12 protein-coding genes are annotated in these 12,384 nt (G+C 70.4%); 7 read left to right on the plus strand and 5 right to left on the minus strand.

Annotated features, from left to right (window positions below; genetic code table 11):
• The first annotated feature begins 154 nt into the window (after positions 1-154).
• Together serS and OOK07_RS21125 are read left to right on the plus strand one after the other, a co-directional pair.
• Positions 155-1,432, plus strand: coding sequence for a serine--tRNA ligase (gene serS, locus OOK07_RS21120; RefSeq protein ID WP_266797953.1), 1,278 nt, complete (start codon positions 155-157; stop codon positions 1,430-1,432).
• Complete coding sequence (locus tag OOK07_RS21125) at positions 1,429-2,247, plus strand: HAD family hydrolase (protein WP_266797955.1); 819 nt, start codon at positions 1,429-1,431, stop codon at positions 2,245-2,247. Before serS ends, OOK07_RS21125 begins: the two co-directional genes overlap by 4 nt.
• 414 nt (positions 2,248-2,661) lie before the next feature.
• On the opposite strand, the gene OOK07_RS21130 is transcribed toward OOK07_RS21125, so the two are convergent.
• From OOK07_RS21130 to OOK07_RS21150, 5 genes are all read right to left on the minus strand, one after another.
• Complete coding sequence (locus OOK07_RS21130; protein WP_266682367.1) at positions 2,662-2,862, minus strand: SGM_3592 family protein; 201 nt, start codon at positions 2,860-2,862, stop codon at positions 2,662-2,664.
• 78 nt (positions 2,863-2,940) lie between these two features.
• Positions 2,941-3,660, minus strand: coding sequence for an ABC transporter permease subunit (locus tag OOK07_RS21135; protein ID WP_266682368.1), 720 nt, complete (start codon positions 3,658-3,660; stop codon positions 2,941-2,943).
• 10 nt (positions 3,661-3,670) lie between these two features.
• The gene (locus OOK07_RS21140; protein ID WP_266682369.1) at positions 3,671-4,582 is read right to left on the minus strand and encodes an ABC transporter ATP-binding protein; all 912 of its coding nucleotides are present in this window, start codon (positions 4,580-4,582) and stop codon (positions 3,671-3,673) included.
• A complete protein-coding gene (locus OOK07_RS21145) occupies positions 4,579-5,496 on the minus strand; it encodes an ABC transporter permease (RefSeq protein ID WP_266797957.1) in 918 nt (305 codons plus the stop codon). Before OOK07_RS21145 ends, OOK07_RS21140 begins: the two co-directional genes overlap by 4 nt.
• Positions 5,486-6,460, minus strand: a complete 975-nt coding sequence (locus OOK07_RS21150; RefSeq protein WP_266683646.1) for an ABC transporter ATP-binding protein — start codon at positions 6,458-6,460, stop codon at positions 5,486-5,488. The genes OOK07_RS21145 and OOK07_RS21150 overlap by 11 nt, the downstream gene beginning before the upstream one ends.
• A 236-nt stretch (positions 6,461-6,696) precedes the next feature.
• Between OOK07_RS21150 and OOK07_RS21155 the strand changes: the two genes are divergently transcribed.
• The 5 genes from OOK07_RS21155 (at position 6,697) to OOK07_RS21180 (ending at position 12,293) form a co-directional block, all read left to right on the plus strand.
• A complete protein-coding gene (locus OOK07_RS21155) occupies positions 6,697-7,539 on the plus strand; it encodes a M24 family metallopeptidase (protein ID WP_266797959.1) in 843 nt (280 codons plus the stop codon).
• 17 nt (positions 7,540-7,556) lie between these two features.
• Positions 7,557-9,308, plus strand: a complete 1,752-nt coding sequence (locus OOK07_RS21160; RefSeq protein ID WP_266683648.1) for an SDR family oxidoreductase — start codon at positions 7,557-7,559, stop codon at positions 9,306-9,308.
• Positions 9,309-9,667: 359 nt separating this feature from the next.
• On the plus strand, positions 9,668-10,600 hold the full coding sequence (locus OOK07_RS21170) for a MerR family transcriptional regulator (RefSeq protein ID WP_266797960.1): 933 nt from the start codon (positions 9,668-9,670) through the stop codon (positions 10,598-10,600).
• Between the two features lie 121 nt (positions 10,601-10,721).
• The gene (locus OOK07_RS21175; RefSeq protein ID WP_266682373.1) at positions 10,722-11,270 is read left to right on the plus strand and encodes an RNA 2'-phosphotransferase; all 549 of its coding nucleotides are present in this window, start codon (positions 10,722-10,724) and stop codon (positions 11,268-11,270) included.
• A gap of 111 nt (positions 11,271-11,381) precedes the next feature.
• The gene (locus tag OOK07_RS21180; RefSeq protein WP_266797962.1) at positions 11,382-12,293 is read left to right on the plus strand and encodes an LLM class flavin-dependent oxidoreductase; all 912 of its coding nucleotides are present in this window, start codon (positions 11,382-11,384) and stop codon (positions 12,291-12,293) included.
• The last annotated feature ends 91 nt before the right edge of the window (positions 12,294-12,384 follow it).

The raw sequence follows: 12,384 nt of genomic DNA on the forward strand, positions 1-12,384 counted from the left end.
AACCAGCCACCAACCGCCTGCCCCGTTCCGGGGAGTGAGACACCTTTTGTTGACACTGTGCGTAATTCGCCCATAACGGAACGTAAGGCATAATTGCCAACCGTTGGGAATGGTGAGTCGTGGGCCGTATGCCCGCACCGGTAGCCTTGACCGCGTGATTGACCTTCGCCTGCTCCGTGAGGACCCCGACCGTGTGCGCGCGTCCCAGCGTGCCCGTGGAGAGGACGTCGCGCTCGTCGACGCTCTCCTGTCTGCCGACGAGCGGCGCAGGTCGTCCGGCGTCCGCTTCGACGAGCTGCGTTCCGAGCAGAAGGCGCTCGGCAAGCTCATCCCCAAGGCCTCCGGCGACGAGAAGGCGGAGCTGCTCAAGCAGACGGGCCGTCTCGCCGCCGACGTCAAGGCGGCCGACGCCGAGCAGCACGAGGCGGACGAAGAGACCAAGCGGCTTCTGCTCCAGCTCGGCAACCTCATCCACCCGGACGTCCCGGTCGGCGGCGAGGAGGACTTCGTCGTCCTGGAGACGCACGGCACCATCCGCGACTTCGCCGCCGAGGGCTTCGAGCCCAGGGACCACCTGGAGCTCGGCGAGGCGCTGGGCGCCATCGACGTCGAGCGCGGCGCCAAGGTGTCGGGCTCCCGCTTCTACTACCTGACGGGCGTCGGCGCCCTCCTGGAGCTGGCGCTCGTCAACGCCGCGATCGCGCAGGCCACCGAGGCGGGCTTCGTCCCGATGCTCACCCCCGCGCTGGTCCGCCCCCGCGCCATGGAGGGCACCGGCTTCCTCGGCCAGGCCGCGGAGAACGTCTACCACCTGGAGAAGGACGACTACTACCTGGTCGGCACCTCCGAGGTCCCGCTCGCCGCGTACCACATGGACGAGATCCTTGACGCGGACAAGCTGCCGCTGCGTTACGCCGGCTTCTCGCCGTGCTTCCGCCGCGAGGCCGGGACGTACGGCAAGGACACCCGGGGCATCTTCCGCGTGCACCAGTTCGACAAGGTCGAGATGTTCTCGTACGTCGCCCCCGAGGACGCGGAGAACGAGCACCGGCGGCTCCTGGAGTGGGAGAAGCAGTGGCTCACCGGCCTGGAACTGCCCTTCCAGGTCATCGACGTGGCCTCCGGCGACCTGGGCGCCTCGGCGTCCCGCAAGTTCGACTGCGAGGCGTGGATCCCCACGCAGGGCAAGTACCGCGAGCTGACCTCTGCCTCCAACTGCGACGGCTTCCAGGCACGCCGGCTGTCCGTCCGCATGCGCGACGGCAAGAAGGTGCAGCCGCTGGCGACGCTCAACGGCACGCTGTGCGCCGTACCGCGCACGATCGTGGCGATCCTGGAGAACCACCAGCAGGCCGACGGCTCGGTGTACGTGCCGAAGGTGCTGCGCCCGTTCCTGGGCGGCCGAGAGGTCCTGGAGCCGATCGCCAAGTGAGCGACGCGTCTCCCGTCAAGGGCTTCCCGTACCGGCTGATCGCGACCGACCTCGACGGCACGCTCCTGCGCTCCGACGAGTCGGTCTCACAGCGCACCCGTGACGCGCTCGCCGCGGCCACGGCGGCGGGCGCCGCGCACATCGTCGTCACCGGCCGCGCGGTCCCCTGGACCCGGCACATCCTCGACGACCTCGGCTACCAGGGCCTCGCGGTCTGCGGCCAGGGCGCCCAGGTGTACGACGCCGGCTCGCACCGCCTGCTGACGTCGGTCACCCTGGACCGGCAGCTGGCGGGCGTGGCCCTGGCGAAGATCGAGGCGGAGGTCGGCCCGCTGCATCTGGCGGCCAGCCGTGACGGTCTGGACGGCGATGTGCTGGTGGGGCCGGGTTACGCGGTCACCGGCAGCCTTCCGTCGACCCCGTTCACGGACGCGTCCGACCTGTGGACCGCCCCGCTGAACAAGATCTACATACAGCACCCGGAGCTGTCCGACGACGCCCTCGCAGAGGCGGCCCGCCGGGCCGCGGGCGGCTTCGTCACGGTGGCGATGGCGGGCGAGGGCATCGTCGAACTGCTGCCGCTGGGTCTGTCCAAGGCGACGGGCCTCTCGCTGGCGGCCCGCCGCCTGGGCGTCAAGGCGGCGGACACGATCGCCTTCGGCGACATGCCGAACGACATCCCGATGTTCGCCTGGGCGGCGCGTGGCGTGGCGATGGCCAACGCCCACGAGGAGCTGAAGGCGGTGGCGGACGAGGTGACGTCGTCGAACGAGGAGGACGGCATCGCCGTCGTTCTGGACCGCCTACTCGCATAGGCCGGGCAAGAGGCGGACCGCCTGCTCGCACCTGTGCGGGCGGACGTGCCGCTGGGGCGGTACGGGTGGGCGCAACGGCACCTCGTGGTGCCGGACTGCGCAACCGACCCGCCCGCCCCAGCGGAGGATGCCCCCTGTGATGGGGGCGACGGGGAAGGCGGCCCACGCAAGCGCAGCGCGCGTCGCGTGCTCGAAGCGGCCGCCCCGGGCAACTCCCTGTGCGATACGGGGTCGACGGTGGGGTAACTACACCGGAACCCGCCGCTGGCTGCCCTGTCGGGAGCTGGACGAACTGTCGTGCATGGACACCGTCCCGCTCCTCTCCCTGAACATGGCGCCGGATCGTCGTCCGGCGGCGGGGACACAACCACTGTGCCGGTTCGACGAGTTGGGCGCCACCGAATTAGTGCGAGGTCAGCGGCGTCGCCACCGCCGGCGTCGCCCCTTGCTGAAGAACCACCCGGCGGGCGGCTCGTCCGAGCGCCAGGGCTGCGGCTCGGGCTCCTCCGCGCGCCAGCGCGCGGCCAGCATGCGCGCGCGGGCGGACGGCTCGGAAGTCTCGGCGCCCTGTACGAAGTCCTCGTCCAGGACCAGGTCGTCCCAGTCGTCCGCCATCGCCGTCCCTCCCAGCCGTATCCGCTTCTTCCCAGTGTGCCCGGACCGAAGTGAACCCTCCGTCAAGATCAGGACCTGTCATTCCTCCCCGGCGAGCGTCAGCGTGCGCAGCTTCTGGCCGGCGTACCAGGTGGCCAGGACGGTCACCGCGACCAGGAACACCGTCGCCGTCGTCAGTCCGACGTCGGAGGTGACCAGGTCACCGCCGGCCACCTTGTGCGCGACGGCCAGCGACCACTGCTGGACGCTCAGCGTGCGGGCGCCCGGCACCAGGGAGCCGAACAGGGCTTCCCAGACCAGCGCGTAGACGAGCCCGAAGACCACCGCGTGCCGGGAGACCGTGCCCAGCAGCAGGAACAGCGCCGCGTACGCGATGGAGGAGACCAGCGCGGCCACCGTGTAGGCGACGGCGATCTGCTGGCCGTTGCCGTTGAGGATGAAGCCGGCGACGAGGGTCGGCAGCGCGGAGAACACCATGGTCACGGCGATCGCCACGATCAGCTTGGTGAAGATGATCGTCGGCCGCTTCAGCGGCTTGGACAGCAGGTACACCACCGAGCCGTCGTCGATCTCCGGACCGATCGCGCCGGTGCCGGCGATGACGCCGATGATCGGCACCATCGTGGCGAGCGCGAGCCCGCCCAGCAGGTCCGAGGCCGTCTGGTCGTCGGCGCCGGCGAGAGCCCGCACGACGACGGAGATCGCGATCAGCAGCAGGGGCAGCGCACCCAGGATGAGGGCCCGGCGACGGCCGAGCAGGGCCCGGTAGGTGAGTCGGGCGACTGTGGGGTCGTACATCTTCGGCCTCCTACGCCGCGACGAGATACGAGAAGACGGACTCAAGCGACTCGTCGGACGGCGAGACCGCGAGCAGCCGGATGCCGTGGTCGCGGGCGACCCTGGGCAACAGGGCCGTGAAGCGGCCGAAGTCGACGGCCTGGATGCGCAACGCGCCCTCGGCGAGGTCGACTTCGATTCCGGACGTCGACGGGTCGGCGATCAGCGCGGCCGCGAGCGCGCGGTCGTCGCTGGAGCGCACCAGGTAGCGGTGCGGGCGGTCGGTCATCAGACGGCGGATCTTGCGGAAGTCGCCGCTGGCCGCGTGCCTTCCGGCGACGACGACCTCGATGTGCCAGGCGAGTTGCTCGACCTCTTCGAGGATGTGGGACGAGAACAGCACCGTGCGGCCCTCGTCGCCCATCCGCCGCAGCAGGTCCATGAGCTGCATGCGCTGGCGCGGGTCCATGCCGTTGAAGGGTTCGTCGAGCAGGAGCAGCGAGGGGTCGTGGACGAGGGCGGACGCCATCTTCACGCGCTGGCGCATGCCCTTGGAGTACGTGGAGATCTTCCGGTCCTGCGCGTACTCCATCTCGACCGTGGCGAGCGCCTTCTGGGCCGCCTTGGCGTTCAGGCCGTGCAACTCCGCGTTGGCCACGACGAATTCGCGCCCGGTGAGGAAGTCGTACATCGCCTCGCGCTCGGGGACGATGCCGATGTGCCTGTAGACCGTCTCGTTGCGCCACACCTGCTGGCCGTCGAGGGTGACCGTGCCGGTGGAGGGGGCGAGGAAGCCGGCCATCATGTTGATGAGGGTGGACTTTCCGGCGCCGTTCGGACCGAGCAGGCCGGTGACGCCGGGGCCGATCGTCATGGTGACGTCGTTGACGGCGACCACGTTGCCGAACCAGCGGGAGACGTGGTCGATGTTGAGCGTGGTCACAGGCCCACCTTCCGGTAGCGGCGCATCAGGAGGCCGTAGCAGGCGGCGATGAGACCCAGGACGACCAGGACGTAGACCACGCCCTCGCCGTTCGTCGGGCCGATCTCGCCGGGGGACGCCGAGGCCGCGCCGAGGAACGCGGTCTGGACACCGTCGACGAGGGTCACGGGCGAGAAGAGGCCGATCCAGGGAATGGCCCTCGTGCTGTTCTGCGCTTCGGCGATGGCCTGGAGCGTGGAGACGGCGCCGTAGGAGATGGTCATCACGGCGATCACGGCCGCGATGCCGAAGCCGCGCCTCGGAGTCACCGAGGCGATGACCAGGCCGATGCCGGCGAAGAGCAGCGAGAGCAGTGCCACGGAGACGAGTCCCTGAGCGAACCCCTTGGTCTGGTCGGCGAAGTCGAGCTTCGCCAGCAGCGCGCCGACATAGAGGACGAGCAGCGGGGCCGCGGTCAGGACGAACAACGCGGAGGCCAGCGCCGCGTACTTGGCACGCACGTAGTCGGCGGTCTCGATCGGCCGCGAGAAGTACAGCGGCACGGTCTTGAAGCGCAGGTCGCGGGAGACGGACTGGGGCGCCTGCGAGGCGACGTACAGGCTGATGACGGCCTGCATGATGATCGCGTAGCGCGTGTAGTCGACGGGCAGGTCCTTGGCCTTCGTGGCGACCGCGACGGCGACCATGATGGCCGCGGGCACGCACATCACCACGAACAGCAGCATCGGCAGCACCTTGGACTTGACCGAGCGGCCGAGGCCGTAGGCGCCGCGCAGGGACTGCGAGTACAGCGAGCGAGTGGCATAGGAACGGCCGAGGCGGGGGCCGTCGTAGTTGCGGTAGCCGATGTTGTGGATGCGGGTCTGGTCACCCGACGCCGCGGCCGGTGTCCGCATGGGCTGCTCAACTGCCATGGACGGCCGCCTCCTTCGTCACGTCCTGCTCCTCGGTGTCCGCGTGGAAGACCTCGGAGATGTGGTGCCTGCGCTGCTCCATGCGCACCAGGCCGAGGCCGAGATCGGCGACGACGTCGCGCACGAGGTCGTACGTCTGCTCGCCCTGCGCGGTCAGCAGCAGGATGTGGCCGGCGCCCGGCAGGCCGTTGCTGCCGTCGAGGACCTCCACCCCGCGCGCGTGCAGCACCTCGCGCACCGCGCGCGTGCCGTCCGGGTGCTCGTCGGTGTCGGTGACCTCGATCGCCAGAGTGGTCGTGGTCTGTGTGAAGTCCGTGGTGGAGCTGGAGCGCAGGAGCTTGCCGCCGTCGATGACGACGACGTGGTCGCAGGTCCGCTCCAGCTCGCCCAGCAGGTGCGAGGTGACCAGCACCGAGATGCCGAAGTCGGTGTGGATACGGCGGATCAGGCCGAGCATGTCGTCGCGGCCGACCGGGTCGAGGCCGTTGGTCGGCTCGTCCAGGAAGACCAGCTGCGGGTCGTGGACCAGGGCCTGCGCGAGCTTCACACGCTGCTTCATACCGGTCGAGTAGCCGCCGATGGGGCGGTAGCGCTCCTCGTACAGACCGACATGGCGCAGCGTGTCCGCGGTGCGCTCGCGCGCGGCCGTGGGCGGCAGGCCGGACATGCGCGCCATATGGACGACGAACTCGGTCGCCGAGACGTCCGGCGGCAGACAGTCGTGCTCCGGCATGTAGCCGACCCGCTCACGGATGTCGGCGCCCTTGGCCGCGACGTCGAGCCCGAGCACTTCGGCGCGGCCCTCGGAGGCGGGGGTCAGACCCAGAAGGATCTTGATCAGAGTGGACTTGCCGGCCCCGTTCGCTCCGACGAGTCCGGTCACACCGGGCCCGACGTCGACGGAGAGCCGGTCAAGCGCGGTCACCCGGGGGAACCGCATGCTCAGGCTTTCGGTCGCGATCACAGTCACGGCTAAGACGATAGTGACGGGTACCACGCCGGTCGTCAGACCGCAGAGCTGTCTTGACGTCCGACTCCAGGCGTACGGGTCCGTAGGGGATTCCCCTACCTGAGAGCTACGCAGAGTTATCCACAGCCCGGACCCGGCCTATTGACGCAGCCTCTAACAACTGTCACATTCACCGGTGTCACGTTACGAGCACGTACCGCAGTCGGAGTGGACGAGGGTGGGGCGGTGGCATGACGACAGCAGTGGCAGACGAACTCCCCGTGCGGCTGCCGGGGTTCAGGCAGGTGCAGCGCCTCGCGTACGACTGCGCGGAGGCGGTCGCCGCCCGCCTGCGGCCGGGCGTGACCGAGCGCGAGGCGGCCCGGATGCAGCGCGAGTGGCTGCGCGAGCGCGGCGTGCGGGACTGGTTCCACCTGCCCTTCGCCTGGTTCGGTGACCGCACGGCGTTCGCCGGCTTCCGCGTACCGCTCCAGTTCTTCCCGACCGGCCGCCGCCTGGAGCCGGGGATGCCGTTCATCCTCGACATGGCTCCCGTGTACGACGGATTCACCGCCGACATCGGCTACTCGGGCTCCCTCGGCATCAACCCCGTGCAGGACCGGCTCATGGCCAACCTGGAGGCCCACCGCGAGCTCATCCTGCGCGAGGTGCGCGAGCGACGCCCGCTGCGCACCATCTACGAGGACGTGGACCGCCTCATGGTCCGCCAGGGCTACACCAACCGGCACCGCGCCTACCCCTTCGGCGTGATCGCCCACAAGGTCGGCCGCGTACAACAGCGCCGCTGGTCACCGCACCTGTTCGGATTCGGCACGCAGTCCCTGAAGGGGCTCGCCTCCGACGCGCTGCACGGCCACCGCGACGGCTGGTCCCCTCTCTGGTCGCCGTACCGCTTCTCCGACCACCCGCCGCAGCCGGGCCTGTGGGCGGTCGAACCCCACCTGGGCTTCCGGGGCACGGGCGCGAAGTTCGAGGAGATCCTGGTCGTCACCGACTCCGCGGACCCCGCCGAGAGCGCCTTCTGGCTGGACGACGATCTGCCGCATGTGCGGCGCTGGGCGGAGGACAAGTGACACGCTTTCCCGAGGCGATGCTGAAGGGCGCGCGCGAGCGCCGCGTGCCGACCGGCGGCGTCGAGCTGTGCGTGGCCGAGCTGGGGGACGCCGGGCAGCCCACGGTGGTCCTCGTGCACGGCTACCCGGACAGCAAGGAGGTCTGGTCGGAGGTGGCCGCCCGCCTGGCCGAGCACTTCCACGTCGTGCTGTACGACGTGCGGGGCCACGGCCGGTCGACGGCACCGCAGCCGCTGCGCGGCGGTTTCACCCTGGAGAAGCTGACGGACGACTTCCTGGCCGTGATCGACGCGGTCAGCCCGGACCGGCCGGTGCACGTCGTGGGGCACGACTGGGGCTCGGTGCAGTCCTGGGAGTTCGTCACCGTCAAGCGCACCGAGGGGCGCATCGCCTCCTTCACCTCGATGTCCGGACCGTCCCTGGACCACTTCGGCCACTGGATCAACGGACGCCTCAGGCGGCCCACCCCGCGCCGGATCGGCCAGCTCCTCGGCCAGGGCGCCAAGTCCTGGTACGTGTACCTGCTGCACACACCCGTGCTGCCCGAGCTGGCCTGGCGCGGACCCCTCGGCAAGCGCTGGCCCGCCATCCTGGAGCGCTTCGAGAAGGTGCCCGGCGGCGGCTACCCGACCTCCTCCCTGCCCCAGGACGCGGCGCACGGCGCCTGGCTGTACCGCGACAACGTCCGGGCCAGGCTGCGCAGGCCCCGCCCGGACGCGTACGCACACGCGCCCGTGCAGCTCATCACGCCCCTGGGGGACGCCTTCCTGTCGGAGAAGCTCCACGACGAACTGGAGCAGTGGGTTCCGCAGTTGACCCGCCGCACCCTCCCGGCCAAGCACTGGATACCGCGCACCCGACCCGACCAACTGGCCGCCTGGATCACCGAGTTCGTGACAACCACCGAGGGCGGAAAGAGCCAGGTGAACGCGACCGGCAAGTACGCCGACCGGTTCGGCGGGCAGCTCGTCCTGGTCACCGGCGCCGGCAGCGGCATCGGCCGGGCCACGGCGTTCGCCTTCGCGGAGGCCGGCGCCCGCGTGGTAGCCGTCGACCGGGACGCCGAGGCCGCCGCCCGCACCGCCGAACTGTCCCTTCTGCTCGGCGCCCCCAAGGCCTGGGCCGAGACGACCGACGTCTCCGACGAACAGGCCATGGAGAAACTCGCCGGGAAAGTCGCCACCGAATACGGCGTGGTGGACGTCCTGGTGAACAACGCCGGGATCGGCCTGGGCGGCTCCTTCTTCGACACCACCCCGGAGGACTGGAAGACGGTCCTCGACGTCAACCTGTGGGGCGTCATCCACGGCTGCCGGCTGTTCGGCAGGCAGATGGCCGAGCGCGGGCAGGGCGGCCACATCGTCAACACCGCGTCCGCGGCGGCGTACCAGCCCTCCAAGGCACTGCCCGCCTACAGCACCTCCAAGGCGGCCGTCCTGATGCTCAGCGAGTGCCTGCGCGCGGAACTGGCGGGCCAGGGGATCGGCGTCAGCGCGATCTGCCCCGGCTTCGTCAACACCAACATCACCTCCACCGCGCGATTCGCCGGCGTGGACGCAGCCGAGGAGAAGCGGCGGCAGAAGAGATCGGCGCGCCTGTACGGCCTCAGGAACTACCCGCCGGAGAAGGTCGCCGACGCGATCCTGAAAGCGGTCGTCCGCAACGAGGCCGTCGTACCGGTCACCCCGGAAGCCCGGGGCGCCCACCTGATGTCGCGGTTCGCCCCGCGCGCGTTGCGGGCGATCGCCCGTCTGGAACCACCACTGTGAGCGCGCGCACCGGCCCGCGCCGCACGACCTTCGTGCAGGTCTTCGAGGAAGACCTGCCGCTGGTCAGGGACCCCGAACTGCCCACCGGGGTCAAGGGGTTCATGGGCGAAGCGGCCACGCACAGCGTCCGGCACGCGCACGCGCCCGACCACGGCAGGCTCGGGCCTGCTGCCCGCCGAGCCGGGCAGCGGAGTATCCGGAGAGAGTGCCCGCGGCCAGGCGGCGGTCGCCCAGCAGCACCGTGACAGTCATCTGAACCGGCCGTGGCCAGTCGTTGCGCAGAGCGGGACGGGCGGGCACGGCCTGCAGCGCCGGGGCGCGTCGCACGGACGGCGCGGCGGCGGACGGAGGCACCGAGCATGGAGACGACGTACCGGATCGAGGACCTGGCGCACGTCAGCGGCGCCACGGTCCGCACCATCCGCGCCTATCAGGACCGCGGCCTCCTCCCCCGCCCCGAGCGCCGCGGCCGCGCCAACCTCTACTCGGACGCGCATCTCGCCCGGCTGCGTCAGATCGCCGACCTCCTGGACCGCGGCTACACCCTGGCCTCCATCAAGGAGCTTCTGGAGGCCTGGGACGCGGGCCGCGGCCTGGGCGGCGTGCTCGGGCTGGTCGCCGAGGTCGACGGCCCGTGGACCGATGAGCAGGCGGTACGGGTCTCCCGGGCCGAGCTGTCCGAGCGGTTCGGCGGCTCCCCCGACGACGTGGCACTCGCCGACGCCGTCGAGCTGGGCGTACTCGAACCCGTCTCCGGAGAGGAGGACTCCTTCCTCGTGCCGAGCCCCCAAGAGCTGGCCGTGGCCGTCGAGTTGTCCGCGGCGGGCATCCCCCTGTCCACGATCGCGGGCCATCTACGGGAGTTGAGGGGTCAGGTCGAGCACATCGCGGCCCGTTTCCTGGAGTTCACCACCGAGCACGTCTTCGCCAGGTACCTCGAAGGACCGCACCGCCCGACCGACGCGGAAACGGCCGAAGCGGCCTCCCTGGTACGACGACTGCGGCCGCTCGCGCAGCAGACGGTGGACGCGGAACTCGCCCGCGCGATGCGTATGTTGGCGGTGCGGCAGCTGCGTCAGCGACTCGGCACCGGCGAAAGCGCGCCGAGCGCTCCGATGTCACGCTCCGTGTCGTTGCCCGAGGAGACGATGCGGGCGGTGGAGAAGCTGGTTGGTCCGGAACGGACGGCGGAGTTCGTCGGGCTGGCGGCTGAACGGGAGGTGCGGGCAAGGGCGTTGGACGCGCTCACGTCAAGTGGAGGGCCCCCAGTCGATCTTGACGAACGGGGCTGACATGTCGGGTAGTTGTCCACAGGACCGCCAAATAGCCTGTGGATAACTACAGTTGGTTGTGGATCAAACCTCCGCGAAAAAAAATCTGCGTGATCCACGTCTCTCCCGTCATGCTGAGCAGATGGACGAAAGACGCACCGTGAAGGTGTCGAAGTACCTCTCCAGACATCTGCGCCACCAGCCCGAGCGGATCGGGCTCACACTCGACGAGGCCGGCTGGGTCGAGATCGACGTGCTGATCACCGCGGCCGCCGCCCACGGCTTCCGCTTCACCCGCGAAGAGCTGGACCACGTGGTCGCCGCGAACGACAAGAAGCGCTTCGCGATGGAGGGCACCCGGATCCGCGCCAGCCAGGGCCACAGCGTCGAGATCGACCTCGGACTGCCCCCGGCAACCCCTCCGCCGTACCTCTACCACGGCACCGTTGCCCGCACCCTGGACGCAATCCGCACCGAAGGGCTGCGCCCCATGAACCGGCACGACGTGCACCTCTCGCCCGACCGCGAGACGGCGACCCGCGTCGGAGCCCGCCGCGGCCGCCCCGTCGTGCTCTCGGTGGACGCGGCGGCCATGCACCGCGACGGACACGTCTTCCACGTCAGCGAGAACGGAGTGTGGCTCACCAAGGCCGTGCCGCCCCAGTACCTGCGCTTCCCGCAGCAGCACTGACACCCGGCCGCCTCGGCAGCGTCCGACAACCGGCCCCACCAGCGCGTGGCCGCGCGACCGCGCATGGTGACCGTTTCGTCCGTCGCCAGTGCGCGGCTTAGTCTCGGAAGCATGAGTCTGCGTCTGAGCACCGTGATCCTCCCGTACCGCCGCTGGCACGAGGGCGGCAGTTCGGCATGGCGGCGCGCGGAGCAGCTCGGCCTCCACACCGCGTACACCTACGACCACCTGTCCTGGCGCAGTTTCCGGGACGGCCCGTGGTTCGGTGCCGTACCGACCCTGACCGCGGCCGCGGCCGTCACCGAGCGGATCCGCCTGGGCACCCTGGTGACCTCGCCGAACTTCCGCCACCCGGTGCCCTACGCCAAGGAGCTGATCTCACTCGACGACATCTCCGCGGGCCGCTTCACCCTCGGCATCGGCGCGGGCGGCAACGGCTTCGACGCGACCGTGCTGGGACAGGAGTCCTGGACCCCGCGGGAGCGCGCCGACCGGTTCGCGGAGTTCGTCCAGCTCCTCGACCGGCTGCTGACCGAGGACGGCAAGGAAGGCGTGTCCTACGAGGGCGACTTCTACTCGGCGCACGAGGCCCGCAACATCCCCGGCTGTGTGCAGCGCCCCCGACTGCCCTTCGCGGTGGCCGCGACGGGCCCGCGCGGCCTGCGTCTCGCGGCACGGCACGGACAGGCGTGGGTGACCACCGGCGACCCGAAACTGTACGAGAACGGCACGCCTGAACAGTCGATTCAAGCCATTCGCGGCCAGGCCGAGAAGCTGGCCGACGCCTGCGCCGAGATCGGCCGGGACGTGTCCGGGATCGACAAGATCCTGCTCGCCGGCTTCACCCCGGACCGCGCCCGGCCGCTGGAGTCTCTCGACGCCTTCGTGGACTTCGCGGGCCGGCACCGGGAACTGGGCTTCACCGAGATCGTGATCCACTGGCCCATCCCCGACTCCGACTTCGCCGCCGACGAGAAGGTCTTCGAGCAGATCGCCCTGGAGGCCCCGGCCCAGCTCGACTGAGCGTCCGGGGCGGGGCGCTGCCGACGCGGACGGCCCTGACGCGGACGGCAACTCCTCACCTGTGCGGACTCCCGCACGGGCGTGCAGGCAT

Source organism: Streptomyces sp. NBC_00078, from assembly GCF_026343335.1.
Classification (GTDB): domain Bacteria; phylum Actinomycetota; class Actinomycetes; order Streptomycetales; family Streptomycetaceae; genus Streptomyces.